This window comes from Pedobacter chinensis, from assembly GCF_003339865.1.
Classification (GTDB): Bacteria; Bacteroidota; Bacteroidia; order Sphingobacteriales; family Sphingobacteriaceae; genus Pedobacter; species Pedobacter chinensis.
On sequence record NZ_QPKV01000009.1, the window covers coordinates 1 to 26,215 of the forward strand.

The window sequence follows — 26,215 nt, forward strand, 5'->3', positions numbered from 1 at the left end:
TAAAATTGGTCATCTTTTTTTGTTATGTCTGTCAGACATTGACTTTAAAATCAAGCTTCGGAACTCTGTACTTGAATCCGTACTTCATTACCCCGCTTGCGCTACATTGACATCTCTTTTAAGAACTCATCGACTGTTGTTACCTCGCGGCCCGTCTGTGTATATATCTTCGAACTTCAGTTCGCTTAAGTCGTATTCGTCTTAGCGTGTTTTCGCTCGTTTTGATCTTTGTTTCTTGATCGTCGTGACATCCGCCACCTGATCTCTTGTTTTCCCTTCGTTTCCGTTGGGAGTGCAAAGGTAGGAATCTTTTTTTGACTTCCAAATAAAAAATGATTTATTTTTTCGTCGTCCATTTCCCCCTTTTGCCTTTCAATGCGCCGGCCTTCCGGCCAGCCCCCCGTTCCTTCCGGACCGGGCCGCAAAGGTAGCGATCTTTTTCTTCTCTCCAAATTTATTTTGAAAAAAAATCCAGGCCCTTTTCCTCTCTCACGTTCCCCATGCCCAACCTTTCAACCTTACCGTCTCCTCCGAAGCGGGATGCAAAGGTAGAAAAAACAAACCCATTTCCAAAGCCTTTGTCGCTTTTCTTCTGCTGTTCTCCGTAAGCCACTGTCCATCAAAGGGAAAAATTTAACGCGGCCACAGCCAAATCCCTCATGGGCCATCAAGTCATTAAGGGAATCAAGGCCTGGACGTGGGGCATATGACCTTGAACCCATCTCCATAAAAGGCCGTTTGGCAACCGGTAAACGTTCAAAAAGAAGGATCGGATGATGAATATTAGAATGGAACTGTATTTGTTTTTCTAATTGACTAGTATTGTCCGGTACTCAACATTACTAAAGTACATGCTCTGATGGGCTCAATATCATGTTGATCAAGCAACTTTTCTAGTTCATAGTTTTCAGTGCCAGGATTAAAAATCACACGTTTTGGTTTCGTATCTAAAATGTAATCGTGATATTGAGGTTGTAAAGCTGGTCCAATATATAACGTAATTGTATCAATATCCTGATGAATTTCGGTCGGATTTTCTATCTCTACCCCAGCAACCTCTCCTTTTTTAATACCAACGTTAACAATATCATGATTGAAATGCTTTAACATATGTGCAGCTTTGTATGAATATCTCGATGGATTTGGCGATGCGCCAATAATTAATGTCTTTTTCATTTTATAATTAAATTACACAGATTAAAACTTTGAAAGTAATGCAATCTGCCCAGAGTGATAAGCATGGTGCTGGGCTAAACCATTCAAAAGCTCTGCATTGGTAACACCTGATCCTAAAGCTGGATTTCTTTCATCCATAACTTCGTTATTCCACTCGTTATCTTTTATAGTTTCGCAGTGTCGGATTAATTCATCATTAGCGACTTTAAAATCAAAAATGATTTTTTCCCAAGCTTGTGGTGTCTTCTTTTCCGGAACCGGCCAATCGCCCATTGCTGGTTCGGCAGCTGGTTCACCCATTAACCGCGAAGTGACTTCTTCTGTCCATGCCGTTAAATGCAGGGCTATTTCTGCTATGGAATGTGCATTGGGGATAAAATGTTCAAATGCATTTTCTGGCTTAACGTTATTTAAAATCTGCATTGCATGATTTCCGTGCCAGGCATCGCCATTAAAGGCTTTCCTAATTTCGTTCGTAATATTAAGCATAATTAAATAACAACCCGATGATTATAAAGTTTTCTAAGATGCGTTTAAGATTGCATTGGCACAATTGATTCCATCAATCGCTGCTGAAACAATTCCGCCCGCATAACCAGCACCTTCCGCGCAAGGATACAGTCCTTTAATTTGTGGATGCTGAAAGGTTTCTTTATCTCGTGGGATACGAACCGGAGATGAAGTTCGACTCTCTACACCAACCAAAATCGCTTCATTGGTATAATAACCTCTAATCTTTTTTCCAAATAACGGCAAAGCAGATTTTAAGCTTTGAGAAACAAACTCAGGAAGGATATTATCAAGCATTACACTTTTTGTACCAGGAAGGTATGAGTTTTTAGGCAGATCAATTGATAGCTTATTATTCACAAAATCAATCATTCGTTGTGCAGGAGCCACTAAATTACCTCCACCGGCTTCAAATGCAAGTTTTTCAACTTCAGATTGGAAATTCAACATCCTTAGCGGATCATAGCCCTGAACATCATTTAATGTTACCTGCACAACCGTACCCGAGTTAGCAAAAGGGTTATTCCGTTTTGACGGCGACCATCCATTTACTACAATCTCATTTTCACCTGTGGCGCAAGGCGCAATAATTCCGCCCGGGCACATACAAAAAGAAAATACGCCACGAGTGCCCACTTGCTCTACTAAGCTATAATACGCAGGAGGTAAAAACTCTGAACGGATATCACAATGGTATTGCGCCGAGTCGATTATTTCTTGTGGGTGTTCGATTCTTACCCCTAAAGCAAAAGGTTTTGCTTCTATTAATATATTTTTGCTGTTCAACAATTCGTACACATCTCTTGCAGAGTGGCCTGTGGCGAGGATGATGTGATCAGCAAATAATTTATCTTCAAAATTTATTTCTATACCTTTTACCCTGCCAAACTCGGTGATGATATTTGTCATCTGGCTATCGAACATGACCGCTCCACCTGCATTTAAAATGGTATCTTTTATCGAAGTGATGATATGAGGCAATTTATTTGTACCGATGTGCGGACGAGCATCGATCATAATATCTGCTTCAGCACCATGATCAACAAATACCTGAAGTACTTTATTAATATCTCCACGTTTATTGGAACGGGTATATAATTTCCCATCAGAATAAGTTCCGGCCCCGCCTTCGCCATAGCAATAATTAGATTCGGTATTGACTAATCCTTGTTTATTTATAGCAGCGAGATCACGACGGCGTTGCTTTACATCCTTGCCCCGCTCAATAATAATCGGTTTTAACCCATTTTCGATACATTGCAATGCAGCAAATAATCCGGCGGGACCTGCACCAATAATTAACACTGGTTTTGCATCACTGACATTTTGATAGTTGACAACATGAATTTCAGTTATCGGCATTTCATCAATAAAAACCCTTACCTGAAGACGGAAAATAACTTTTCTGGAGCGCGCATCTATAGAGCGTTTTAGAATTTCGTAGCCTTTAACTTTAACACGCGTTTCCGGTATTTTCAGGCCTTCGGCCAATTTGGCCTTGATTACCTCCGTTTGCTCAACCTGATGGGGAAGCAACGTAATTTCAATGTCTTTTTGCATATAATTTGTCAGGTTTTTATCCCGATATGATACAAAAATACTGTTTTTTCCTTGATAGGAAATATTTATAGCTCAATCATCTGGCCTTGCTGAACTTAATTCACCATCTTTTACTTTGCGTTCATACTATTAAGGTCCTGAAATAAATTCAGGATGACGAGCGTTCATATACGGTGTTTGAAGCGCTTAGCCAAACCACCACGCCTTGCTGAACTTAATTCACTATCTTTTTTTGCTTTGCGTTCATACTATTAAGGTCCTGAAATAAATCCAGGATGACGAGCGTTCATATACGGTTTTGAAGCGCTTAGCCAAGCCACCACGCCTTGCTGAACTTAATTCACCATCTTTTTTACTTTGCGTTAATACTATTAAGGTCCTGAAATAAATTCAGGATGACGAGCGTTCATATACGGTTTTGAAGCGCTTAGCCTAACCACCACGCCTTGCTGAACTTGATTTACCATCTTTATTGCTTTGCGTTCATGCTGTTAAGTTTCTGAAATAAATTCATTATGACAACCGTGTTAACCAGAACAAATAACGTTGTAAATTGTAATCTTAACACGCCATGCTGACAGCAAATTTCAGAAAATGTAACAAAGGCATGCAATTTGATATCTAATTCGTAAATTGAATAAATTTCAGTTTGGAATAAAAAGACAAAAACCATAAAAATGAAAAGATTAGTATTTGGAATTTTAGCTGCTGTAATTGCAGTTAGCACTTTAAGTTCATGCGGATACAATAGCATGGTTAACCTTGATGAGAATGTAAAATCGAAATGGGGAACTGTACAAACCCAATATCAAAGAAGAGCGGATTTGATTCCGAATCTGGTAGCAACTGTTAAAGGGGCTGCTAAATTCGAGCAAAGTACCTTAACCGCTGTAACTGAAGCTCGTGCAAAAGCAACGCAAATGACAGTTAAGGCCGATGAATTAACTCCAGAAAACATCCAAAAATATCAGGCTGCTCAGGGACAGTTAAGCCAGGCTTTAGGTAAGTTATTATCCATCACTGAAAATTACCCTGAATTAAGAGCTACTCAACAGTTTAGCGACTTATCAGCACAATTAGAAAGTACAGAGAACAGAATTACTGTTGCGCGTAAAGATTTTAATGATGCTGTACAGCAATACAATGGCAAGATCAGATCATTTCCAACCAATTTAACCGCAGGGATGTTCGGCTTCAAGCCAAAAGGTTATTTTGAAGCCGATGCGACTGCTAAGGATGCACCAAAAGTAGAATTCTAATTATTTAGCCATAATATTTAAGGGTAGTGCATGTTTAATTAGTTGAACATTCATTACCCTTTTTACTTCTTTAAAAATAAAGACATGTCATTATTTTCAGATTTAGAACAAGATAAAATAGCAAAAGCGATAGCAGATGCCGAAAACACTACTTCGGGAGAGATTAGAATTGCTATTGATAAACATTGTGCAGGTGATCCTTTTGAAAGAGCCACAGAATATTTTGCACAATTGGATATGGATAAAACAGCACAACGAAATGGTGTTTTAATTTATTTAGCACATGCCGACCATAAATTTGCAATTATTGGTGATTCTGGAATAAATCGCGTAGTACCAGAAAATTTTTGGGAGACCACCAAAATTGCCATGAGTGCCCATTTTGCAAAGGGCGATTTAGCTGATGGAATTATTGCAGGGATTGCTTTAGCGGGCGAGAAATTAGCACTATTCTTTCCTCCACAAAAAGGAGATATTAACGAGTTGCCAAACAGTATTGTATTTATGGATAATCAAGAAAATAAATAAGCGATGAAAAAATTATTTCTTTTATCGTTATTCTCTTTAATATTTTTATTTGCATTTGCACAGGATTTCCCGGGGAAACCATCAACTTTGGTTAACGATTATTCTGGAGTTCTTTCTATTGAGCAAAGAGCCATGCTCGAAAAAAAGTTAGTTGCTTTTGACGATTCCTCCTCAACACAAATCGCCATTGCTATATTAAAATCGGTTGGCGATTACGATATTAATGAATATGCTGTAGAACTTGGCCGAAAATGGGGTGTTGGGCAGAGCGGCAAGAATAACGGGATTATGATTGTTGTGGCTGTTGGCGACAGAAAAATCTCTATCCAAACGGGTTACGGTGTTGAAGGCGCTTTGCCTGATGTATATGCCAAACGCATCATCGATGAGGATATTAAGCCAAATTTTAGAAACGGGGATTATTATGCCGGCCTGGATGAAGCCACTACGGCAATAATCAAATATACAAGAGGCGAATACAAAAATGACAAACCAAGGGTTTCTTCTTCTAAAAAAGGAACTGGCGGAAGTGTTGCCCTTATTGTGATCATTGTTATCGTAATCATTATCATTATGAGGAAAGGCGGTGGTGGTGGCAACAGCGAAGTAATAGGTGGTCGTGGTGCATCAAATGCACTGTTCTGGGCCATGCTTCTTGGTAGCAGTGGTGGCCGTCGTGGTGGAAATAGCGGTTGGGGCAGCGGCGGTTTTGGAGGTGGATCTTCAGGAGGTGGATTTGGTGGCTTCGGCGGTGGAAGTTTCGGAGGGGGCGGATCGAGCGGAAGTTGGTAGACCAGGATGAATGGGGTTTTGGGATGACAGGATTATAGTCCGTAGTCCGTAGTCCGTAGTCCGTAGTCCGTAGTTTGGAATGTTTACTGTAGCTATATGTTACAGTAAACATTGGCATTAATAAATATACTATCCAAAAAAATGTACAGAAGAGATTTACTTACGGCAGAAATCCAGAAACTTGCGCAGGTTTTAGCTCGTATTATGGGTTTAAAATTAGAGGGAAAACTTGAAGATGCCCAACAAGTTTTTGATGAAACCATGGAAAATAGCTTTGGTCTTCCTAAGGAAATTTTGGAAGGACAAGATATTATTGGTTTTGAAGATTGGCTTCATCGCGTTGATCTGGCTCCTGAGCAACTGGATTCGCTTAGTGAATTCCTATATTATGAATTAGGCATTAGTGAAAATAGAAATAGTCTTATCGCGCCAAAACTGAATCTGGTTTATCAATATCTTGCTGATCGGCATAAAATTGTACATTTAGTTAATTTGCATCGCCAGAAATCCATTCAACAGTATCTTTAATTTACAAATTTTCAATCACTGTTAAAACTGAACAACTCAAATAATAAAATTTATGATTATAGAAAAGTGGCAAAAACTTGCCTCTAAATATTTGGTAAATGAGAAATGGGCTACCCTACGGGTAGATGAAGTAAAACTTCCTGATGGTGTAGTCAAGGATGATTATTACGTTTTGGAATATCCAAATTGGGTTAACGCCATCGCTTTAACGGAGCAGGGAAAAATCATATTGGTACGTCAGTATCGTCACGCGGCCGACATCGTTTCGCTGGAAGTTCCCGGAGGGGTTATTGATGGGGATGAGGCACCAGAATTTGCAATTAAACGCGAACTTTTAGAGGAAACCGGGTATAGTTTTAAAAGCTGTAAGTTATTGGTTGAACTTTATCCAAATCCAGCAACCTCAAACAATAAAACCTTTACCTATTTTTTAACTGGTGGTGTTAAAACACATGAACAACACCTGGATGAACATGAGATTTTAAATGTAGAGGAATATACTGTTCAGGAGGTTATACAACTACTTAAAGAGAATAAGATCGCTCAGGCGTTGCATGTTGCGGCGCTGCATTATGGTTTAACAGCGCTCAAAAGCATATAATCTTACTTTAGGCGAAGAGAATTAAAACTTCAACAGGCAAAAAAGCATCAAATAAAAAAGTCCTGAAAAATCAGGACTTTTTTATTATGCCATAAGGTTTTGATTGAACGTTAGGTTTTTACATTAAACCTTCCATCTTTAACCTTCCACCTTTCTTTAGCTCATTTTCAATTTCTTTTGAATATCGTGAACATAGGCTTTGAATTTCTTATCAGTATCGATTAAATCTTCAACTGTTTGGCAAGCGTAGATTACAGTACTGTGATCACGACCACCAAAGAAAGCACCAATCGTTTTCAACGATGATTTGGTATGGCTTTTTGATAAGTACATTGAAATTTGACGGGCCTGCACAATTTCGCGTTTACGGGTTTGTGATTTAACCATATCAACAGGAACTTCGAAGTATTCACATACCAATTTCTGAATGTATTCCATCGAAATCTCTTTCGAAGTGTTCTTAATGAAGTTCTTCAACATCTGTTTAGCCAGTGCCAAATCAATTTCTTTCTTGTTCAAAGTAGCCTGCGCAAGTAAAGATACCATGGCACCTTCCAGCTCACGAACATTATTATCAATGTTGTGCGCAACATATTCTACAACTTCGCCTGGCAGTTCAATACCATCGGCATACATTTTCTTTCTTAATATGGCAATACGTGTTTCCAGGTCGGGAACCTGTAAATCTGCTGATAAGCCCCATTTGAAACGACTTAATAAACGTTCTTCTAAACCAGCTAAATCTTTTGGTGCTTTATCAGATGTTAAGATAACCTGTTTACCTGATTGATGTAAGTGGTTAAAGATGTGAAAGAAAATATCTTGTGTTTTTTCTTTACCCGCAAAGTTGTGTACATCATCCATGATGATCACATCCATCGCCTGATAAAAATTAACAAAATCGTTAATAGTGTTATTTTTTAATGAATCTACAAACTGTTGGCAGAATTTCTCGCAGCTCACATAAATAACCAGTTTATCTGGCATGCTCCGTTTAATTTCATTCCCAATTGCTTGTGCCAGGTGGGTTTTACCTAAACCTACCCCACCGTAAATCATTAACGGGTTAAATGATGTGCCACCTGGTTTAGCTGCTACAGCATAACCCGCAGAACGAGCTAAGCGGTTGCAATCTCCCTCAATATAATTTTCGAAAGTATAATTACCGTTTAATTGAGGATCAACATTTAATTTTTTTAATCCAGGGATAATGAATGGATTCTTAATATCCTTATTTATTGAAACCGGAATTGGCATTGATTGTACCTTTGCCTCTGCTCCGTTTCCGTTTGATGGCATATTGGTGGTATAAGGACTACCGCTGTTTGATGATTTATCAACAACGATGTTATATTCCAACCTGCCATCCTCTCCAAGTTGCTTCTTTACAGTCTTGCGAAGCAAGCCTACATAATGTTCTTCAAGCCATTCGTAAAAGAACAAACTTGGCACTTGTATGGTTAAAACCTTACCTTCCAATTTAAGGGCTGTTATAGGCTCGAACCAAGTTTTAAAACTTTGATTCGGGATGTTATCCTTAATAATTTGAAGACAGTTCTTCCACACTTCTGTACAAGTTTTTTCCATTGCGATTTCTATAATTTATTGGTTTACAGTGCCGATTCGAAATAAAGGGATGGTCCGTTTCGGGACTACGAATATTGAGAAAATTATCAACATTTTAAACAAAAATTTCAAATAAATCGTAACGCACTGATAAGGAATATAGTAGACTACTTAACCTCAATTTTTTATGTTGATAACTATTTATTAACACTGGTTTTCCACATTCTCATTATCTAACGCTAATATTCAAGCATCATTTCAAATCATTATTCTGGAAAGCAAATTCCAAGCCATTAAAAGTTTAACTGGGCGTTTTGCTGCAGTTTTAAGTGGTCAAAAACTCAAAAACCTGATTATCAAAGCAATTATTTCCAGGCAAAAGCAACAAACAGTTGCATTTATTTCGAACAGAATTTAAGAATCGTGGCATTATTTCCCCCTTCTTATGCGGTGCGCTTAAAAACTGTATTTCTTACTTCTTATGCATCAACATTTCTTACCTGTTAATGGAAAATAATGAGTAGCAACCATCTCTATTCAGCTTCAGTTTTTTCTAAACAGAACAGGAGAATCAATTTGCCCCAAAGAACTTCTGAAATTTGCGATCTAAAAAGATTTGAGATTCTGAAATGACCCGGAGGATAAGACAGGTAAACATATCAGCTTAATATTCTCCAAACACTCTACGCAGCACATCAGCAATTTCGCCAAGGGTTGCATATTTCTCTACAGCATCAATAATAAAAGGCATTAAGTTTTTATCTCCATTTGCCGCCTCCTCCAAAGCTTTCAGGGCATTGGCAACCGCTGCGTTATCCCGCTCGGCTTTTAAATGATCAATCTTTTCGGTTTGCAGCATACGAATGGAATCATCGATATTGAAAACCTCAGTCAAACCCTCTTCTTCCTGGGTAAATTTATTGACACCAACAGAAATTCTTTCGCCGGCTTCAATTTCCTTTTGATAATGATACGAAGCACTTGCAATTTCATTTTGCATATAATCGCTCTCTATGGCATTTACAGAACCGCCCATGGCATCAATCTTATCTATATATTTCCAAGCGGCAGCCTCAACCTCATCAGTTAAATTTTCTACAAAGAATGAGCCTGCCAGAGGATCAACAGTGTCGGTCACGCCGCTCTCAAAAGCAATGATTTGTTGAGTACGCAAGGCGATTTTTGCAGCCGCCTCGGTTGGTAACGACAGTGCTTCATCGTAACCATTGGTGTGTAAGGATTGCGTTCCTCCTAAAACCGCAGCCATGGCCTGATTGCTTACCCTGATCACATTATTTAATGGTTGTTGGGCCGTTAGTGTAGAACCACCAGTTTGAGTATGAAAACGAAGCATTTGTGCCTTTTCATCGGTAGCGCCTAAATCTTTGGTGATCTTTGCCCACATTCGTCTTGCTGCCCTGAATTTGGCAATTTCCTCGAAGAAATTATTATGGCAGTTAAAAAAGAATGACAGTCGTTTTGCAAAAACATTAATATCCAGATCTTTTTCAATGGCGGCTTTTAAATAAGTTTTACCATTTGCCAAAGTAAAGGCCAATTCCTGAACGGCAGAAGAACCAGCTTCGCGGATGTGATAACCAGAAATAGAAATGGTATTCCATTTTGGAACTTCTTTACTACAAAATTCAAAAATATCGGTAATTAACCGCATTGATTGTTTTGGCGGATAAATGTAAGTCCCTCTGGCAGCGTATTCTTTTAATATATCATTTTGTATTGTGCCAGAAATCTGCTTTAAATCGGCGCCTTGCTTTTTTGCCAGGGCAATGTACATCGCCAATAAAATAGAAGCAGTGGCATTAATGGTCATCGATGTGGTAATATTTTTTAATTCAATGCCATCAAACAGAATTTCAATATCTTTTAATGAATCAATAGCGACACCAACCTTCCCTACTTCGCCGTCTGCCATCTCGTGATCAGAATCGTAACCAATTTGCGTAGGTAAATCAAAAGCCACCGATAAGCCGGTTGTGCCTTGTTGTAGTAAATAATGATAGCGTTTATTAGATTCTTCGGCAGTTGAAAAACCAGCGTACTGCCTCATTGTCCAAAGCCTGCCTCGATACATATCTTTTTGGATGCCCCGGGTAAAAGGAAATTCCCCGGCTTTTTCTTCCATTGGTTTTGCCGAGGTGTAGATTTCTTTTATCTCAATGCCAGATGTAGTGGTATGTTTCATGGCGAATTTGTTAGGGGTTAGGAGTTGAGTGTTTAGGGGTTAGATGGTTAATTGATTAGATGGTTAGAGGTTAGGTGGCCAACGCATTATCTAGCCAACTAACCTTAGTTAAAATAGTTTCTGGATATCTTTTTTGATCAATTCGATGGTTAAATCATATGGATTTTCATCAATACCAGCCATGTGCTGCAAAATTGCCTTACTTAGTTCAATCCCGTTAGCATCGGTTGGCAAGCCCTGAACAGCATTGTTGATCATGGCAATGGTATCGTCTTTTAACTTACGTACCACATTCCAGGTGCCGCTGTTTACATATAATTGCTGGGTAATATTGTGTTGGTATTCTGAGCGAACCTCATTTAATATTCCTGCCTGCAAAGCTGCAATTCCAATTCCCTGCTGATGCAGGCGTACCAATAAATTTGCCGGGTTAATGCGATCGGTAAAAATGATCAATCGTTCGTGTGCCTGTAAACGTAATGGTAAAATATGGGCCCTGCTTTCCTTATTGAGTTCAATATTTTTCAGACTGAAAAAATGCTGTATATCGTTCTTCAATATATAATAAACTGCCATAAGGGCTAAAAAAACACCGGCAAACAGAACAACTACATCTGTTAAAACTTGTTGAATATTCATACTATTGTTTAATTACGGTAATATTAACGCACCGTTAAAAGCAAAAATGTGCATTATTATTTATATTTGTAACAGATAAAATTTAAATAACATGAGCACAACAGTTGAGACATCATTTGCACCGGTTACTTTTTCGGAGGGAGCAGCTAAAGAGCTAAATAAATTAAAAGATCAGCAGGAGATTGGCGAAGATTACGGATTACGTGTGGGCGTTGAAGGCGGCGGTTGTGCTGGCATGAATTATATTTTAGGTTTCGATCAGAGAAAAGAGGGCGACCAGGAATTTTTCATTGATGGCATTAAAGTTTTCATGAACAAAGCACACCAGATGTATTTAATGGGCATGATGATCGATTGGCAAGATGGTTTAAATTCACGTGGATTTACCTTCATCAACCCAAATGCGACCAGCACATGTGGCTGTGGCACGAGCTTCTCTGCATAAATAAAATATTATTGTAACATATAGTGCAGTCCCCTTGTCTAAACATCGGGACTTTTTTTATTTTTACAACCAGAGGTTTAAGGCAAAAGGTATAGGGCTTAAAGCTATTTTGATACTTAATACCCGATACTTACATAAATGAATTACAGAGAAAACATCAGACTGGCATTAGAATCTATAAAAGGCAATCGCTTGCGCACCATGCTTACGGCCTTAATTATTGCAATAGGTTTAATGGCGTTGGTTGGCATTTTAACTACGCTTGATGCAGTTAAGAAAAGCATGACTGATGCTTTTAGTAGCATGGGTGCAAATTCTTTTAACATCAGAAACCGTGGTAGCGGGATCAGAATAGGGAACGGAAAGCGTCCAAAACCTTTCAAAGCGATCCGTTATGAGGATGCACTTAAATTCAAAGATAGATTGAACGCACCAGCAACGGTTGCAGTAAGTGTTTTTGCAAGTGGTGGCTCAACAGTAAAATACGGCAACTTAAAAACCAATCCTAACATTAATGTACAAGGCATTGACGAAAATGGCTTAGCTTCTCAGGGACTGGGTTTATCTCAGGGAAGAAATTTTGGCGCATCTGAAGTGACCATGGGAAGCAATATTTGTATTGTTGGTGGTGAGGTTGTTGAAAGGCTTTTCAAAAATTCAGATCCTTTAGATAAATTAATCAGCGTTGGAAACAACCGGTTTAAAATCGTTGGTGTTTTAGCCAAAAAAGGTTCAAGCATGGGCTTTAGTGGAGATAGGGCAGTTTATGTGCCATTATTAAAAGCGAAACAGATCAATGCCAACGCCAACCCTTCATATACCATTACAGTAATGGTTCCTGATAATAACAATCAGGAAAATGTTATTGGCGAATCGACTGCACTATTTAGAAATATCCGTAAGGTCAAAATTGGCGAAGCCAATAATTTCGAGATTACCAAAAGTGATGCAATTGCACAAACGCTGTTTGAAAATCTTGCCTTTGTGGCTATTGGCGGTGTGGCTATAGGTATCATAACCTTAATGGGCGCATCCATTGGATTGATGAATATCATGCTGGTGAGCGTAACGGAGCGTACAAGAGAAATTGGCATCAGAAAAGCCATTGGCGCAAATCCTCAGGTGATTCGACGTCAATTCCTTATTGAAGCTGTGGTAATTTGTTTAATGGGGGGAATACTTGGAATATTTCTTGGAATTGTATTGGGTAATATTATTTCGCTGGCGATGGGAGGAGCTTTTCTTATTCCATGGCTCTTCATTATTGGCGGATTTATATTATGTGTGTTCGTAGGTGTTATATCCGGATATTACCCTGCAAAAAAAGCATCGAAGTTAGATCCGGTTGAAGCGTTGAGGTACGAGTAATCATCAGCTTTTAAAAAGGGGTGTAAAAGGCAAAACGGAAATCCAAAACACTGTTAATCAGCAACAAATTTCTTTACGATATTTATGGCGTTAGCATGAGAAAGTCTCCTTTAGGAGATTAGGTCAAAACATTGTTCAATTGATGTTGAGTGAGCAATTGCTGCATCAATGGAGTGCTTAAACTATTTTCCAGGGCTGCTGCGTGTTTGAGATGGTGCATGTCACTTCCGATAAAATCAACCAGGTGATTTTCGACCATTTCTTCCGCAACTTTTTTAGCGCCGGAGCCATAATATCCCGTAAGTGCGATGGAATTCATTTGTAATAAACAACCAGTTTCTCTGATTTCGTGGTAGCTTTCAAAAGCACCATAGTAGTATGGGTATCTTTCCGGATGAGCTAAAACGGGTTTAAATCCTGCATCCTGTGTGATTTTAATGATGTCAAACAGATTTTGCGGAGCATTGATATAAGAAAGTTCGAAAAGCAGGTAATTATTTCCAAAAGTTAATACCTCCTTCTGTCTTATTTTTTTTTCAAAAGTTTCATCCAGATAATATTCAGCTGCTGCTTCAACCTCTAAATCCAATTGTATTTCCTGAATACCTTTTCTTAAAATATCCAAACCTTTGTTGATGGTATCGGGCGTATTACGAAAGTAATCGGCCATGATATGTGGGGTGGCAATCAGCTTCCTAAAACCCAACGCCTTGAATTTTTTCGCTAATAAAATGGAATCGTTTATCGTTTGTGCGCCATCATCAATACCCGGAATAATATGCGAATGCATATCGGTTCCAATATTGGAGAAATTAAATTCGGGCACTATTTTCTTCTTTTTAAATAATCCGAACATAACGATGGGTCATAGCTTTAACTTATTTCTTTGGGCAGATTTGATGCCTCGGCTGAAGCAGCTAATTTAGAGGAATAGATTTTATTGAGCAAATAATTAAAATTTTCACTTAAATCAAATTGCAAATCCTCATGCAATTTCTTGTATTTATTGAGTGTTACAGATACTGTTTTTAAGTAAAATGAAAAAAACAGAATGATATAATCACGATAGCCGAACATAGATCTTCGATAATCGAGCGGAACGCTATTTAAAATAAAGAGTTTTAATTCAACCTCGCCAAAAGAATCTTTTGTAACCTTATAAAAGTGGTTAACCGATGTGACCATTTTCCGAACTTTAACCAACGCTTCTTTAGCATTTAGTTTTTTTAGTTCAGAAATCTGTTCGCTCACATCGGCTTTAATTTTCTCTTTTCTATCTTCCAGGTCGATCTCACTTTCCAGAAGTTTATAGTGAAGATGTTCTGTGAGCACTTTATCTTTAGCCACCAAACGTAACAATAGCTTATCCTTTTCCTTGACAGGCAAATCTGTAATGGCAGCTTTTAAATCTTTGTGCTCAGACAATTTCATTTAAAAAGGATTAGCCTTAATATATTTTTCCCACTCCCAGGCCGAACGCATCATTTCATTAATATCAAGGTTTGCTTTCCAGCCCAATTCTTTATTTGATTTTTGAACGTCGCCATAAACCTGAACAACATCACCCGCTCTTCTCGGGCCAATTTTATAATCAAGCTTTTCTCCCGTTACATTTTCGAAAGCAGAAATGATTTCCAAAACTGAAGACCCTTTTCCAGTTCCAATGTTAAACACTTCGTAATTGGTATTGGCCTTACCATCTTCTAACCTTTTAATGGCGGCAACATGTGCTTTTGCCAAATCAACCACATGAATATAATCGCGGATTGCTGAACCATCTGGTGTGTCATAATCATCTCCATATACAGTAATAGAGCCACGTTTACCTATCGCAGATTGCGTGATAAAAGGAACAAGATTAGCGGGAACACCATTAGGAAGTTCGCCAATCAAAGCGGTTTCATGTGCGCCAACAGGATTGAAATAACGCAAAGCGATTACTTTTAAATCTGGCGTTACTGCAGCCGTTTCCGCCAAAATTTCTTCAGCAATCTGTTTGGTATTTCCATAAGGAGATTCGGCCTTTTTAATGGGGGCGTCTTCTGTAACCGGCAAGCTATCTGGTTGACCATAAACCGTACAAGAAGATGAAAACACGAAATCGATCTTTTTATTAAATGAAGTTAACAGATTGATCAATCCATAGAAATTATTCTTATAATATTTCAATGGCTTTTCAACCGATTCTCCTACTGCTTTTGATGCTGCAAAATGAATGATACCAGTGATATCATTGTTATTTTCTGCAAATTCCTGAACTGCTTTATCGTCCTGAAGATCAATTTCATTAAAATTGAACCATTTGCCTGTAATGGCATGGAGCTGTGTTAAAATTTTAATGTTTGAGTTAGAAAGATTATCTACGATTACGACCTCGTAACCTGCATTGTGTAGTTCTACTACAGTATGTGAACCTATATATCCGGTTCCACCAGTAACTAATATTTTTGACATCTTAACGGTTAAATGTGGTAAAATCTTTATGCTCTACTTTTGCTAAAGCTTCGGCAGGCAGTGATTTAAAATATTCATAAGTTATTTTTAATCCTTCAGCACGGCCAACCTTTGGCTCCCATCCTAAAAGTGCTTGTGCTTTTGTGATATCAGGCCGGCGTTGTTTAGGATCATCCTGTGGCAGTTCCTTGTAAACAATTTTTTGCGAAGTTCCGGTAAGTTTGATAATCTCTTCACAAAATTGCCTGATCGTAATCTCATCCGGGTTGCCAATATTTACGGGTTGAACGTAATCACTCATCAAAAGGCGATAAATGCCTTCTATTAAATCATCAACATAACAAAAAGAGCGTGTTTGGCTTCCATCTCCAAAAATGGTCAGATCTTCTCCTCTCAAAGCCTGGCCAATGAATGCAGGTAATACACGTCCATCATTAAGCCGCATTCTTGGTCCGTAAGTATTAAAGATTCTCACAATTCGGGTTTCAACACCATGAAAAGTATGGTAAGCCATGGTAATGGCTTCTTGAAAACGCTTAGCCTCATCATAAACACCACGAGGGCCAACTGGGTTCACATTTCCCCAATATTCCTCAGGTTGGGGATTCACATTTGGATCGCCATAAACCTCTGATGTGGAAGCGATGAGCATTCTCGCCTTCTTATTTCTGGCCAGGCCCAATAAATTATGTGTTCCCAATGAACCAACTTTCAGTGTTTGAATAGGGATTTTAAGGTAATCTATAGGGCTGGCTGGTGAGGCAAAGTGTAATATATAGTGTAATTTACCCGGAATGTGCACAAACTTGGAAACATCGTGATTGTAGAATTCGAAATTCTCCAGTTTAAAAAGATGTTCAATATTAGCTAGATCACCAGTGATCAAATTATCCATTCCGATAACGTGATAATCTTCTTTTACAAAACGATCGCATAAATGTGAGCCTAAAAATCCAGCTGCACCCGTAATTAAAATTCTTTTTTTACTCATCTTAATCTGTCAGTTTTCTACCTGTGCCGTTATAATAATAGCCAAGATCGATCATTTTTTGCAAATCATATAAATTTTGGCCATCAAAAACTACTTTATTTTTTAATTTCCATCAATTTTATTGAAATCCGGATTCCTGAAATTCCAATCATTTCATTATAATCGTCAGTTAATCAGTAATTTAAAAATATATCTGGCGTTAATAATGGCTATCTTCATATATTATTAAGCTTTTTAAATATATTCGTTTTATCTTGGCACGAAGATATGAATTTACACCAATGCTTTTGCTTTACATATTAGGAATTAGGGCTTACAATTTACTTATTTTAATATTTTCGCCGTTCAATACTAAAGCGAAATTATTCATTAACGGGCGCAAAAATCTTTTTAAGCACATTAAAGAGAGGGTTGATGCGACAAAAAAACATGTGTGGTTTCATTTTGCTTCATTAGGTGAATTTGAACAGGGAAGACCTGTTTTAGAGAAACTAAAAGCACTTCATCCTTCAAAAAAAATAGTGGTTACCTTCTTTTCTCCTTCGGGATATGAAATCAGGAAAAACTATCCTCTGGCTGATGTTTTTTATTTGCCTATTGATACAGCAGATCATGCAAAGCGATTCCTTGATCTCATTAATCCGGAAATGGCCATTTTTACGAAGTACGAATTCTGGCATTTTTATTTTAAGGAATTAAAGGATAGGGGCATTCCGTTATACGTAATTTCAGGGATTTTCAGGCAAAACCAGGCTTTTTTTAAATGGTATGGAAATTTCTACCGAAACATCTTAAAGTCTGTCACATATTTTTTTGTACAGAATGAAGAGAGTAAGATGCTTTTAAATTCGATTGGATTGAATAATGTAACGATTAATGGCGATACACGTTTTGACAGGGTTTATGAAAATGCTCAATTACCCAGGCAGTTAGCAGAAATTGAAAAATTCATCGGCAACTCATCAACATTAATTTGTGGCAGTACCTGGCCCGAGGATGAAAAATTGCTGTCTTTTTTGCCCGAAAAATATCCTGAATGGAAATTCATCATCGCACCGCATGAAATCGGTTCATCACATATTCAAGATATCGAACGCCTATTTCCAGGCGCAATTAAGTTTTCGGATCTCCATTCTCCTTTTTCGGGAAGCGAATCAAAAGTTTTAATCATTAATAATATAGGAATGCTTTCATCGCTTTATCAATATGGTAAAGTAGCTTACATTGGTGGAGGTTTTGGAGCAGGCATCCACAATACTTTAGAAGCTGTAGCTTTTGGTTTGCCTGTTATTTTTGGGCCGAAATACGATAAATTTCAGGAAGCTAAGGATTTGATAGCCATTGGAGCAGCAAAAAGCATCATTTCAGCAGATGAATTGATTGGTGCTTTTGAACATTTCAAAACAAATAAGAAGGCATCAACTGAAGCAAAAAAATATGTGTTGAGTAAAAAAGGGGCGACAGAAATGATATTGAAAAAGATTAATTTTTAACCCTGTCATCAAACAAGAAAGGTTCTATCTCTGTAAGGATGATTTTTTCAAAATCAGGATGACCTGGATTAATGAGATAGTTAAATTCTTTAGCAATAATGGCCGAAGGAACCTGCAATACACAAGCTTTCATACTGAGCACCCAATTATTACCAATGGCTTGTGTTAAATGCATTTGTTCATAAGTATTCCAATTTTCTGGCAACTGATCCAATGTTATTTTTTCTATCGGCAGGTTGTTGGGTATTTCTATAGTTAAGACCCTAAAACTGGCCGAAAGCCCCAATTTGCTGCGATGCACAATATTTTCTAAACAAGCCAATGAACATGATGATGAAGTATAAATCAGCTTTACATCATTACCATTCCACCGGGCAGAACGCCCCGAAGCCAATAAGGCACTATTGTATTTTTCAAGAACGATCCTGTAAACCTGCATATTAGGCCAAATCACCAAATTCTATACGAACCAACTCTTCTTCAATTAAGCTGATGCCGGTAAAGGTATCCATTAAATTGTAAGGAATTTGGTTACCTAAACCATACGCTGGTGTATTAAGCCATTTATAAAATGATTTTGCATCCCCAAAAACCTCTATCCCCTTACTAAAAAGCTCGAAACATTTAAGTAGTTTTTCGCTTAAAGGCGCATCAAGTTTTAAATTTTGAACAGTATAGTTCTGTATGGTTTTTACGGTGGTGTTAAAAGTATGTTGAAATTCATCGTAAGTGAAGCCAGAAACAGTAATAAAATCTAAGGCTGCTTTAGCATTCAAACCCTTTTTGGCATTGGATAAAAGCATAACTGGATTAGTATACAAAGATTGGTACACTGCCACTCTTTCATTTACTGTAGAATACTGATTTAAATCTTCCAGAATAGGATATTTTTTAGGCTTTTGCTTTTTCATATCCTAATTTAGTAATTTTTCTTTATGTAAAAGAATTTTTTCTCAATTATTTTTTTTGGCTCAATCAGTGCTTTTATAAATTAGTGATCATCATTTAAGCTTTCTACCATCAACGTCATTAGCAGAGATTGAAAGATTCATCTATAAGGCTTTTATTTCTTGATCTTTCTCATTAAACAGCCTTAATAATTTCGTCGACAATCGCTGGGATTTCCTGATTAATGAGCACCACTAAAACATCGGTTTCATCAGCTTGAGGTTCTTCCAACGTATCGAACTGGCTTTGCAATAAACTCGCAGGCATATACTGATGTGATCTTTTAGAGATACGATCGTGTATTAAATCAAAACTTCCTTTTAAATAAATAAATCGTATAGATTCATTATTGTTCCGTAATAAATCGCGATAAGTTTTTTTGAGTGCTGAGCACGCTATAATACAAGTAGTGCCATGTTCAACATGATCATGACCAACTTTAGCAATCAGGTTTAACCAATCTAAACGATCTTCATCAGTAAGGGGAATACCAGCAGCCATTTTATCAACATTTCGTTGCGAATGCAGGTTATCTCCATCGATAAATTCAGCGTTAATTTTTTGAGCAAGCGATCTGCCTACAACAGTTTTACCACTTCCAGAAACGCCCATTAAAATGATAAATCTCGCCATATTGAAAATTATTTAACCATTCCGGCAAGTGCCTCAATAAATACTGGGCTATCATTCAAGCTTTCCACCAATTGAACATGTTCTCCACCCAAAGCCCGGAATTCTTCGTGGTATTCTACTGTAATTTCGTAAAGCGTTTCCAGGCAATCGGCCACAAAAGCCGGACTAAAAACCAATAAACGCTTTTTGCCTTCAGCTGCTAATTTCTTTAAAACATCTGTTGTATATGGCTGTACCCAAGGCTCCTTTCCTAAACGGGATTGAAAACAAACAGTATAGTTTTCTTTAGAAAGATTCAGTTCTTTAGCAATTAATCTGGCTGTATCATAACTCTGTGCCAAATAGCAAAACTTATTATCATCATTTAAAACCTCACGCTGTGAAATGTCTCTGAAGTTATAATTTTTACCAAAATAATCTCCTTTATCAATTTGCCGTTCTGGCAATCCGTGAAAACTAAATAAAACATGATCGTAAGATTCAGGATTATGTTTACGGGCATTTTCTGCAAAAATCTTTATCATCAATTCATTATCGTGAAATGAATTGACGAAAGATATGGGCGGTATGGTGTGCCATTTGCTCACCAGTTTCATTACTAATTGTAATACTGAACCTGTACTTGCTGAGGCATATTGAGGAAATAAAGGAATAACTTGAATACTATCTACCCTACCAGCTTTTAAATTAGCCAAAGCAGATTCAATTGATGGATTTTGGTAACGCATGGCCAGTTCTACGTGGTAGTCGTCGCCCAATCTCTCCTGAAGCATTTTTGCCTGCAAGCGGCTATAATACAAAAGTGGCGAACCGTTTTCATTCCAAATTTCTTTATATAATTTGGCAGTTTTAGGGCTACGGAAGGGAACAATTATTCCTTTAATCAATAATATTCTATTTAATTTAGGAATATCAATAACCCTTTCATCCATTAAAAACTGATCGAGATATTTTTTAACATCTGCTGTTTCCGGACTATCGGGTGTGCCTAAATTTACCAGTAAAATTCCCTTTTTGCTCATTTAATTAAAGAATATGTTTGTGGCGCTAATATCGTGTTTTTATTATTTTTTATCCATTTCAAAAAAGTGATGGTGAACATATTTCAGTCAAATTTCAATCAGATTTAAAACCTGAATAAAAATCATCCTGCTCTGATCGATCTTTTTAACGGTTTTGGTAAAACCTTAGCGCTTTGTTTTATACAGCTGCCACCACGGCATGCCAGGCTTTTGATGGTGCTCCAAATGGTAGCCAAAAAAGTAGCAGGTTATGAAGGCCACAAAATGATTTTTTTGTAAAGTTGATGAATGATATTCATTGTCGTGCTCGCCTTTGTGAGGAAGGTAAGTTCCAAAATAAAACAATTGAAAAGTACTTAACAGTGATGGTAAAATCCAGAAAAGCAAAAGGTTTGGCTCATCAATCCAAATTTTTAAAATATTGTATGCAACTGCCATAATAACCAATTGAATTATGGTCAGATAATTCATCATAAAGCGAAAATACCATTTCCAAAATCCGTGTGGGGCAAAATCAGGATCATCCGTTGTATGTACGTGGTTGTGGTGCTTATGATGTTTTGCATACAATTGATTATAGAAAAACCCGGCATAAAGGAATACTGAAAGATGGCCCATGGCATTGTTAATCTTTTTATTAGCGGAGATTGTGCCGTGCATGGCATCGTGTGCAGTAATAAACAAGCCTGTGTATAAGTGCATTTGCACAAAAACCATTAGGTACACCAAAGGATTATTCCATTCAAAATCCCAATTCAGCAGAAAATAAAGTGTAATAAACCAACAGGAGATTACGGTTAACGCAACTAAGATTCCGGTAATAGAGCTTGCGGTTTTCAATTCTGTTTTCGTTTATTAAAGTATATTTAAGATAAACAGCGACAACTGAAAAATGTTAACTGAAAACCGAAAATGGGTTAATATTGTTCTAATTCAGCTTTAACTTTTTCCATTAACCACATTGGTGTTGAAGTGGCTCCGCAAATTCCTACTTTATCATTTTCAGCAAACCAGGTTGTATCCAGTTCTTCAACATTTGAGATGAAATAAGAATGATCATTATACTTTTTGCAAACATCGTAAAGCACTTTTCCGTTTGATGATTTTTTCCCAGATACGAAAACAATTTTATCGTAATGACTTACAAAGTTTTCCAATTCCTCGTAGCGGTTAGATACCTGCCTGCAAATCGTGTCGTTTGCTTTTACATCGTAACCACGCCCTAACAATTCATCTTTGATGGTATAGAATTTATCGGTGCTTTTAGTGGTTTGACTGTATAAAGTAAACTTTGACGGTAATTCAATGTTGTCCAATTCTGCCAAATCCTGAAAAACAATTGCTTTTCCATCGGTTTGTCCCTGCAGTCCAATAACTTCCGCATGACCATGTTTACCAAAAATCAAAACCTGCTCATCATCATCATGAGAGTTTTTAATCCTGTTCTGCAATTTCAAAACCACTGGGCAAGAGGCATCAATAAGTGTAAGGTTGTTTTCTAAAGCCAGCTGATAAGTTGATGGGGCTTCACCATGTGCCCTGATTAAAACTTTTTCATTATGCAGGTTTTTCAAAACATCATGATCGATGATTTTTAATCCGCGGCTGGTTAGGCGTTCAACTTCTTCATCATTATGAACAATATCACCGAGGCAATATAAATAACCTTCGTTGTCTAAAATATCTTCGGCCATTTCAATGGCATAAACTACGCCAAAGCAAAAGCCTGATGATTTATCTATATTGACCTGTAAGTTTAAATTATTCATTTTTTGAGGATTATTTATCGTCATAATGTCCTTTAGCTGAAATTACAAATACTGTAATAACCTCATCATTAATCCTATAGATTAATCTATCTTTTTTATTTATTTGTCTTGACCAATAACCGGAATATTCATATTTCAGTTTTTCTGGTTTACCAACGCCAGTTTCAGGATGTAAATGTAAATCAATAAAAATCTGCTGAATTTTCTTGATGGAGGCTTGATCTCCAGATTTACTAATTAATGCTAAATGTTTTTTAGCTTGATCAGTAATATCTATAAAATACTTTCCCATATATTTTGAACGTCTTCAATCCTTGTCAACCGTCCCTTTTTTATATCTTCCTCACCTTTTGCCATTTCATCAATAAATTTTGCATTATAATGTTGTTCCTTTTTAAAAGTTACATTTAATGCATGCAACACAGCCTCAATTGCCAAAAGTTGTTTTTTATTTTTAGGCTGTACGATTAGTGTTTCCATAGTACAAAATTAAACAAAAATATTTGTTCCGGTTGTCATGTACAAGACAACAAAGAAGATTAGTTGCGAAACAAACATGGTGGTACCGATATATTTCTGTTGTTTTAAGCCTAAAGCATAGTAAAACTTTAACAAAATAACAGATACAATAAACCAGGCTACAAAATTCTGGCCTGGAATTTCGTGCCAATCCCATTGCCAGTAATTAAATTTCATGGCAACCGGTTCAAGGAAATAATCGAAAATTACCAACACAATGGCTCCAAATAACGATGCCAGAATGCTATTTCTGATCTTTAAGCCTTTCATCATTTGCCCAACACTAAAAATCAGGATTACCCAGTTAACTCCCATTAACAATGGAACTGCTGCGATTTTGTAACCTAAGGTGCTTCCATAATAGTAACTTCCAAAAATTTTTCCGGTATGGACACCCAACACTTCGACCAAAAAGCCACATAAAAAAACTCCTGATACAAAAAGCAATAATCGTTTCACATTTGCATTGTAAGAAAAAACAATTACAGCGAACATCAGCAATAAATGAAAAGGAACCAGTTTAATAAAATAAGGTTGGGTTGCCGGAATTAAAAAGCCAATTAAACCAACCAAATGAAAAATGATGATTACAGCAACCGCAATTTGTTTAATTTTTAAATCGCTTTGATCGTTCTGCCCTTCCATGTGCCAGTTTTAAAGATGTGTTTTTGTATTGAAATGATTGAAATAATTAAGAAGAACAACATCTGTAATGGATGTAAAATCAAATTTATTAAAACATTTTGCCCCGATAAATAAGAAATCATCATTCTGCTTAAAACTATTAAAGTTATTGGTAATACAAGTAAATCAACATTAAAGTTTAAGATTAAAATAACCGGACCTATAATTACCAAAAGCAGGTAAAATAGCAATATTAAAATGTTATTACCAAAACCTGCAAGTAAATTTTTACTAAAACCGTTAAGGCTTTCGCTTAAATTTTTATACATCCTGCAATAAATGAGATGGTTGCCCAGAAGTGCCTCTGCATTATATTTTGCTAGTTTAACTAATTTTATGATCTCTACATCTTCTACTACCTGTTGTTTTACCTGATAATGCCACTGGTTTTCCTGATAATTTTTAGCGTTGAAAAACATACACTGTCCGCTGGCTGCCGCAAATGCAGGATTTTTTGAAAGTTTAACCAAACGTAATGGAAGCAGATTTAAAAGGATAAAATGCATTAAGGGAATGGTTAATTTCTCTCCCATTGATTTCATTATTTGATTGGTAAAAACACTTAGCAAAGTTAAATTGCCAAGCTCCATCCTATCGATCAAACTATTGATCAATCCTTTTTTTATAGCTTCATCTGCATCAACAAATAAAAAATATTTTCCTGTTGCCAGTTCAGCCAATTGATGGCAGGCATAATTTTTTCCCAACCAATCTTTTGGTAATTCTTTTCCCTTAACAATTTTAAATTTCGCATTTAAAGTGCAAAATTCTTCAACCAGGGCATAAGTATGATCTGAACTATTATCATCTAAAACAATTACCTCGTAGGTTGTATAATCCTGTTCCTTTATCGATTCAAGTAAGTGGATAATATTCTCTGCTTCATCACGTACCGGAATTAAGATGGAAACCTGATCCTGATAATGCTTCATCACTCTTGGTAACTTTGGATTGGAAAGAAAATTAAAAAGAGTAACAGAAAATCTGATTACCAGAAAAATTAAAACCGCGTAAATAAAAATAGTCATTCAGTAATCTGTGTTTGTTTAACAACCGACTGATCGTAATGTTTATTGTATGCACTTTTTAATAACTGCAAACTCACGTATTCCTCATTTTCCCAGTTTTGAAGATAGGTATAAGCCGTTGGTTTTCTTTTGGCGAAATAATCGATAAATGTTGCAGCGAAAATGATATTGATTTTCTTTTGACTGGCATTAATCATCTGCATCACTCCTTTTTCGAAGCTGATGTTTTTTAAATGATTGGAATGCAATTTACCTTGCGGAAAAATCAACACCAGATTATGGGGATCATCCAACAATTTACCTGCGTAATTCAAGGTTTCCAGAACATCTTTTCCTTTATTTTCGGCGGCAAAAGCACCTAAATATTTTAAAAAACCAACTTTATTATAGTTTTCTGCATTAACCAAAACATGAAATTGTTTTTTGAATACTTTTTTATTGATGTAGAAAATGAAAAAGCCATCCCACCAACTGAAATGATTAGCCAGTACCAGTATCGAAGAGTCGCTTTTTATTTCAGCCTGATCATATTTGAAAGCTGCGAAATCTTTTTTGACGATCAACTGAATGTACCACGAGAAAAAGTTGTAGATGATTGTATTTTTTCGAGACTGATACATGAATGGAAGTTGCAAAAAATTGGGGTTAATTGCAAGTTTAAGTTATAATAGTTCAGTTTTTTAACTGTTGAATAAACAGATTAAAATATCTTACCAAATAAATTATATTTGAATATGGGAGGTAGCAGATATGTTATTGATGATCAACATCAAACTTATTTTATAACATGTACGACAGTGGGTTGGATTGATTTACTGACAAGACCAGAATATAAATCCATAATTATCGATTCTTTAAATCATTGCATCAAACCATAAAGGCCTGGTTCTAAAATGGCTGGGGTATTATGGCTCATCATATTCGTTTGTAACGAGGATTGACGAGAAGCGCATTTTCAATGCATAAAAAATTTAACTTAAATAGACCCGGTCTTCTTCTCCCTCAACATCCATTACCACATCAACATGCTCTTTTAAAATAGTGGCAAGTTCCAGTCCGACAAAATCTGTAGCGATTGGGAAAATTTTATGGCTTCTATCAATTAAAACAACAGTACGGATTTTTTTATGAGGTGTATTTAAAAAAACGCCCAAACCGTAGGCAAGTGTTTTGCCACTATTCAATACATCATCAACAATGATAATCACTTTATTTCTCCAATCACTTTCATCCAGGTCCGTTTTTGCGATTAGTTTGCTGCTCTCTCTTTCCAAATCAATCCGCAAAAGTGTCAATTTAAATCCAGAGATTTTTTTCAAAACCTCTTCCAATCGTACGGCCAGTTTATAACCGCGATCCCAAATTCCGGCAAGTACAATTTCTTTCTCATTTAGATTATCTTCCAAAATTTGATAAGCGATACGATCTATCTTCTGCTGAATTTGTTTCTTATTAAGAATAAGTAGTTGTGATGCCATTGTATAAAGGTTTGAATACAA

Annotated in this window: 30 protein-coding genes; 8 read left to right on the forward strand and 22 right to left on the reverse strand. The window is 36.8% G+C overall.

Annotated elements, in window-relative coordinates; translation table 11 throughout:
• Positions 1-816 precede the first annotated feature (816 nt).
• The 3 genes from DU508_RS18725 to DU508_RS18735 are packed head-to-tail and all read right to left on the reverse strand — an operon-like array spanning position 817 to position 3,246.
• Positions 817-1,176, reverse strand: a complete 360-nt coding sequence (locus tag DU508_RS18725; protein WP_115404303.1) for a CoA-binding protein — start codon at positions 1,174-1,176, stop codon at positions 817-819.
• A 21-nt stretch (positions 1,177-1,197) separates the two neighbouring features.
• Positions 1,198-1,665, reverse strand: a complete 468-nt coding sequence (locus tag DU508_RS18730) for a DinB family protein (protein ID WP_115404304.1) — start codon at positions 1,663-1,665, stop codon at positions 1,198-1,200.
• A 33-nt stretch (positions 1,666-1,698) separates the two neighbouring features.
• Entirely contained in the window at positions 1,699-3,246 is a 1,548-nt protein-coding gene (locus tag DU508_RS18735; protein WP_115404305.1) for an NAD(P)/FAD-dependent oxidoreductase, read from the reverse strand.
• 677 nt (positions 3,247-3,923) lie between these two features.
• Between DU508_RS18735 and DU508_RS18745 the strand changes: the two genes are divergently transcribed.
• The 5 genes from DU508_RS18745 to DU508_RS18765 all read left to right on the forward strand — a co-directional run bounded on the left by DU508_RS18745 (position 3,924) and on the right by DU508_RS18765 (position 6,954).
• On the forward strand, positions 3,924-4,505 hold the full coding sequence (locus DU508_RS18745) for a LemA family protein (RefSeq protein WP_115404307.1): 582 nt from the start codon (positions 3,924-3,926) through the stop codon (positions 4,503-4,505).
• Positions 4,506-4,589: 84 nt separating this feature from the next.
• Positions 4,590-5,033 carry a TPM domain-containing protein gene (locus DU508_RS18750; protein WP_115404308.1) on the forward strand — a complete coding sequence of 148 codons (444 nt, stop codon included), beginning with the start codon at positions 4,590-4,592 and terminating at the stop codon, positions 5,031-5,033.
• 3 nt (positions 5,034-5,036) lie between these two features.
• Entirely contained in the window at positions 5,037-5,825 is a 789-nt protein-coding gene (locus DU508_RS18755; RefSeq protein ID WP_115404309.1) for a TPM domain-containing protein, read from the forward strand.
• A 141-nt stretch (positions 5,826-5,966) separates the two neighbouring features.
• Complete coding sequence (locus DU508_RS18760) at positions 5,967-6,353, forward strand: hypothetical protein (RefSeq protein ID WP_115404310.1); 387 nt, start codon at positions 5,967-5,969, stop codon at positions 6,351-6,353.
• A gap of 52 nt (positions 6,354-6,405) precedes the next feature.
• Entirely contained in the window at positions 6,406-6,954 is a 549-nt protein-coding gene (locus tag DU508_RS18765) for an NUDIX hydrolase (RefSeq protein WP_115404311.1), read from the forward strand.
• 156 nt (positions 6,955-7,110) lie between these two features.
• On the opposite strand, the gene dnaA is transcribed toward DU508_RS18765, so the two are convergent.
• The 3 genes from dnaA to DU508_RS18780 form a co-directional block, all read right to left on the reverse strand.
• The gene (gene dnaA / locus DU508_RS18770; RefSeq protein WP_115404312.1) at positions 7,111-8,541 is read right to left on the reverse strand and encodes a chromosomal replication initiator protein DnaA; all 1,431 of its coding nucleotides are present in this window, start codon (positions 8,539-8,541) and stop codon (positions 7,111-7,113) included.
• A gap of 643 nt (positions 8,542-9,184) precedes the next feature.
• The gene (locus DU508_RS18775) at positions 9,185-10,723 is read right to left on the reverse strand and encodes an acyl-CoA mutase large subunit family protein (protein ID WP_115404313.1); all 1,539 of its coding nucleotides are present in this window, start codon (positions 10,721-10,723) and stop codon (positions 9,185-9,187) included.
• 108 nt (positions 10,724-10,831) lie between these two features.
• Entirely contained in the window at positions 10,832-11,362 is a 531-nt protein-coding gene (locus DU508_RS18780; RefSeq protein WP_115404314.1) for a DUF7935 family protein, read from the reverse strand.
• Positions 11,363-11,453: 91 nt separating this feature from the next.
• Here DU508_RS18780 and DU508_RS18785 point away from each other — a divergent pair, with 91 nt between their 5' ends.
• Together DU508_RS18785 and DU508_RS18790 are read left to right on the forward strand one after the other, a co-directional pair.
• The gene (locus tag DU508_RS18785; protein WP_115404315.1) at positions 11,454-11,807 is read left to right on the forward strand and encodes a HesB/IscA family protein; all 354 of its coding nucleotides are present in this window, start codon (positions 11,454-11,456) and stop codon (positions 11,805-11,807) included.
• Between the two features lie 138 nt (positions 11,808-11,945).
• Positions 11,946-13,175: an ABC transporter permease gene (locus DU508_RS18790; protein WP_115404316.1), complete on the forward strand. Its 1,230-nt coding sequence runs from the start codon at positions 11,946-11,948 to the stop codon at positions 13,173-13,175.
• A gap of 118 nt (positions 13,176-13,293) precedes the next feature.
• Here the strand turns inward: DU508_RS18790 and DU508_RS18795 are convergent, their stop codons facing one another.
• From DU508_RS18795 to DU508_RS18810, 4 genes are read right to left on the reverse strand one after another with little or no spacing between them, the layout of a single operon-like run.
• Entirely contained in the window at positions 13,294-14,031 is a 738-nt protein-coding gene (locus DU508_RS18795) for a tyrosine-protein phosphatase (RefSeq protein ID WP_115404317.1), read from the reverse strand.
• Positions 14,032-14,048: 17 nt separating this feature from the next.
• Complete coding sequence (locus tag DU508_RS18800; protein WP_115404318.1) at positions 14,049-14,606, reverse strand: hypothetical protein; 558 nt, start codon at positions 14,604-14,606, stop codon at positions 14,049-14,051.
• Positions 14,607-15,629, reverse strand: a complete 1,023-nt coding sequence (gene galE, locus DU508_RS18805) for a UDP-glucose 4-epimerase GalE (protein WP_115404319.1) — start codon at positions 15,627-15,629, stop codon at positions 14,607-14,609. It abuts the gene before it with no gap.
• A gap of 1 nt (position 15,630) precedes the next feature.
• Positions 15,631-16,620 (reverse strand): UDP-glucuronic acid decarboxylase family protein, encoded by a 990-nt coding sequence (locus DU508_RS18810; protein WP_115404320.1) that lies wholly within the window; start codon positions 16,618-16,620, stop codon positions 15,631-15,633.
• 254 nt (positions 16,621-16,874) lie between these two features.
• Between DU508_RS18810 and DU508_RS18820 the strand changes: the two genes are divergently transcribed.
• Positions 16,875-18,113, forward strand: a complete 1,239-nt coding sequence (locus DU508_RS18820; RefSeq protein WP_317047854.1) for a 3-deoxy-D-manno-octulosonic acid transferase — start codon at positions 16,875-16,877, stop codon at positions 18,111-18,113.
• On the opposite strand, the gene DU508_RS18825 is transcribed toward DU508_RS18820, so the two are convergent.
• The 12 genes from DU508_RS18825 to DU508_RS18880 all read right to left on the reverse strand — a co-directional run bounded on the left by DU508_RS18825 (position 18,103) and on the right by DU508_RS18880 (position 26,194).
• Positions 18,103-18,552 carry an RES family NAD+ phosphorylase gene (locus DU508_RS18825; protein ID WP_115404322.1) on the reverse strand — a complete coding sequence of 150 codons (450 nt, stop codon included), beginning with the start codon at positions 18,550-18,552 and terminating at the stop codon, positions 18,103-18,105. The two genes, DU508_RS18820 and DU508_RS18825, sit on opposite strands and share 11 nt — an antisense overlap.
• Position 18,553: 1 nt before the next feature.
• On the reverse strand, positions 18,554-19,024 hold the full coding sequence (gene parS / locus DU508_RS18830) for a type II RES/Xre toxin-antitoxin system antitoxin (protein WP_115404323.1): 471 nt from the start codon (positions 19,022-19,024) through the stop codon (positions 18,554-18,556).
• A 172-nt stretch (positions 19,025-19,196) separates the two neighbouring features.
• Positions 19,197-19,694 (reverse strand): gluconokinase, encoded by a 498-nt coding sequence (locus DU508_RS18835; protein ID WP_115404324.1) that lies wholly within the window; start codon positions 19,692-19,694, stop codon positions 19,197-19,199.
• An 8-nt stretch (positions 19,695-19,702) separates the two neighbouring features.
• The gene (hemH, locus tag DU508_RS18840) at positions 19,703-20,716 is read right to left on the reverse strand and encodes a ferrochelatase (protein WP_115404325.1); all 1,014 of its coding nucleotides are present in this window, start codon (positions 20,714-20,716) and stop codon (positions 19,703-19,705) included.
• Between the two features lie 165 nt (positions 20,717-20,881).
• Positions 20,882-21,556, reverse strand: coding sequence for a fatty acid desaturase (locus DU508_RS18845; protein WP_115404326.1), 675 nt, complete (start codon positions 21,554-21,556; stop codon positions 20,882-20,884).
• Positions 21,557-21,633: 77 nt separating this feature from the next.
• Positions 21,634-22,485, reverse strand: coding sequence for a 4-hydroxy-3-methylbut-2-enyl diphosphate reductase (locus DU508_RS18850; protein WP_115404452.1), 852 nt, complete (start codon positions 22,483-22,485; stop codon positions 21,634-21,636).
• A 10-nt stretch (positions 22,486-22,495) separates the two neighbouring features.
• Entirely contained in the window at positions 22,496-22,777 is a 282-nt protein-coding gene (locus DU508_RS18855; protein WP_115404327.1) for a Txe/YoeB family addiction module toxin, read from the reverse strand.
• The gene (locus DU508_RS18860; RefSeq protein WP_115404328.1) at positions 22,759-22,965 is read right to left on the reverse strand and encodes a DUF2683 family protein; all 207 of its coding nucleotides are present in this window, start codon (positions 22,963-22,965) and stop codon (positions 22,759-22,761) included. The genes DU508_RS18855 and DU508_RS18860 overlap by 19 nt, the downstream gene beginning before the upstream one ends.
• A gap of 9 nt (positions 22,966-22,974) precedes the next feature.
• Positions 22,975-23,649 carry a carotenoid biosynthesis protein gene (locus DU508_RS18865; protein WP_115404329.1) on the reverse strand — a complete coding sequence of 225 codons (675 nt, stop codon included), beginning with the start codon at positions 23,647-23,649 and terminating at the stop codon, positions 22,975-22,977.
• Positions 23,619-24,716, reverse strand: a complete 1,098-nt coding sequence (locus tag DU508_RS18870) for a glycosyltransferase family 2 protein (RefSeq protein WP_115404330.1) — start codon at positions 24,714-24,716, stop codon at positions 23,619-23,621. Before DU508_RS18870 ends, DU508_RS18865 begins: the two co-directional genes overlap by 31 nt.
• The gene (locus tag DU508_RS18875) at positions 24,713-25,336 is read right to left on the reverse strand and encodes a 1-acyl-sn-glycerol-3-phosphate acyltransferase (RefSeq protein ID WP_115404331.1); all 624 of its coding nucleotides are present in this window, start codon (positions 25,334-25,336) and stop codon (positions 24,713-24,715) included. Before DU508_RS18875 ends, DU508_RS18870 begins: the two co-directional genes overlap by 4 nt.
• 351 nt (positions 25,337-25,687) lie before the next feature.
• Positions 25,688-26,194 (reverse strand): phosphoribosyltransferase family protein, encoded by a 507-nt coding sequence (locus DU508_RS18880; RefSeq protein ID WP_115404332.1) that lies wholly within the window; start codon positions 26,192-26,194, stop codon positions 25,688-25,690.
• Positions 26,195-26,215 lie beyond the last annotated feature (21 nt).

Coding starts and splice junctions, on each gene's coding strand:
- DU508_RS18725 (WP_115404303.1), bottom strand. CDS start 1,176: ATGAAAAAGACATTAATTATTGGCGCATCGCCAAATCCATCGAGATAT.
- DU508_RS18730 (WP_115404304.1), bottom strand. CDS start 1,665: ATGCTTAATATTACGAACGAAATTAGGAAAGCCTTTAATGGCGATGCC.
- DU508_RS18735 (WP_115404305.1), bottom strand. CDS start 3,246: ATGCAAAAAGACATTGAAATTACGTTGCTTCCCCATCAGGTTGAGCAA.
- DU508_RS18745 (WP_115404307.1), top strand. CDS start 3,924: ATGAAAAGATTAGTATTTGGAATTTTAGCTGCTGTAATTGCAGTTAGC.
- DU508_RS18750 (WP_115404308.1), top strand. CDS start 4,590: ATGTCATTATTTTCAGATTTAGAACAAGATAAAATAGCAAAAGCGATA.
- DU508_RS18755 (WP_115404309.1), top strand. CDS start 5,037: ATGAAAAAATTATTTCTTTTATCGTTATTCTCTTTAATATTTTTATTT.
- DU508_RS18760 (WP_115404310.1), top strand. CDS start 5,967: ATGTACAGAAGAGATTTACTTACGGCAGAAATCCAGAAACTTGCGCAG.
- DU508_RS18765 (WP_115404311.1), top strand. CDS start 6,406: ATGATTATAGAAAAGTGGCAAAAACTTGCCTCTAAATATTTGGTAAAT.
- dnaA (WP_115404312.1), bottom strand. CDS start 8,541: ATGGAAAAAACTTGTACAGAAGTGTGGAAGAACTGTCTTCAAATTATT.
- DU508_RS18775 (WP_115404313.1), bottom strand. CDS start 10,723: ATGAAACATACCACTACATCTGGCATTGAGATAAAAGAAATCTACACC.
- DU508_RS18780 (WP_115404314.1), bottom strand. CDS start 11,362: ATGAATATTCAACAAGTTTTAACAGATGTAGTTGTTCTGTTTGCCGGT.
- DU508_RS18785 (WP_115404315.1), top strand. CDS start 11,454: ATGAGCACAACAGTTGAGACATCATTTGCACCGGTTACTTTTTCGGAG.
- DU508_RS18790 (WP_115404316.1), top strand. CDS start 11,946: ATGAATTACAGAGAAAACATCAGACTGGCATTAGAATCTATAAAAGGC.
- DU508_RS18795 (WP_115404317.1), bottom strand. CDS start 14,031: ATGTTCGGATTATTTAAAAAGAAGAAAATAGTGCCCGAATTTAATTTC.
- DU508_RS18800 (WP_115404318.1), bottom strand. CDS start 14,606: ATGAAATTGTCTGAGCACAAAGATTTAAAAGCTGCCATTACAGATTTG.
- galE (WP_115404319.1), bottom strand. CDS start 15,629: ATGTCAAAAATATTAGTTACTGGTGGAACCGGATATATAGGTTCACAT.
- DU508_RS18810 (WP_115404320.1), bottom strand. CDS start 16,620: ATGAGTAAAAAAAGAATTTTAATTACGGGTGCAGCTGGATTTTTAGGC.
- DU508_RS18825 (WP_115404322.1), bottom strand. CDS start 18,552: ATGCAGGTTTACAGGATCGTTCTTGAAAAATACAATAGTGCCTTATTG.
- parS (WP_115404323.1), bottom strand. CDS start 19,024: ATGAAAAAGCAAAAGCCTAAAAAATATCCTATTCTGGAAGATTTAAAT.
- DU508_RS18835 (WP_115404324.1), bottom strand. CDS start 19,694: ATGGCGAGATTTATCATTTTAATGGGCGTTTCTGGAAGTGGTAAAACT.
- hemH (WP_115404325.1), bottom strand. CDS start 20,716: ATGAGCAAAAAGGGAATTTTACTGGTAAATTTAGGCACACCCGATAGT.
- DU508_RS18850 (WP_115404452.1), bottom strand. CDS start 22,485: ATGAATAATTTAAACTTACAGGTCAATATAGATAAATCATCAGGCTTT.
- DU508_RS18855 (WP_115404327.1), bottom strand. CDS start 22,777: ATGGGAAAGTATTTTATAGATATTACTGATCAAGCTAAAAAACATTTA.
- DU508_RS18860 (WP_115404328.1), bottom strand. CDS start 22,965: ATGGAAACACTAATCGTACAGCCTAAAAATAAAAAACAACTTTTGGCA.
- DU508_RS18865 (WP_115404329.1), bottom strand. CDS start 23,649: ATGGAAGGGCAGAACGATCAAAGCGATTTAAAAATTAAACAAATTGCG.
- DU508_RS18870 (WP_115404330.1), bottom strand. CDS start 24,716: ATGACTATTTTTATTTACGCGGTTTTAATTTTTCTGGTAATCAGATTT.
- DU508_RS18875 (WP_115404331.1), bottom strand. CDS start 25,336: ATGTATCAGTCTCGAAAAAATACAATCATCTACAACTTTTTCTCGTGG.
- DU508_RS18880 (WP_115404332.1), bottom strand. CDS start 26,194: ATGGCATCACAACTACTTATTCTTAATAAGAAACAAATTCAGCAGAAG.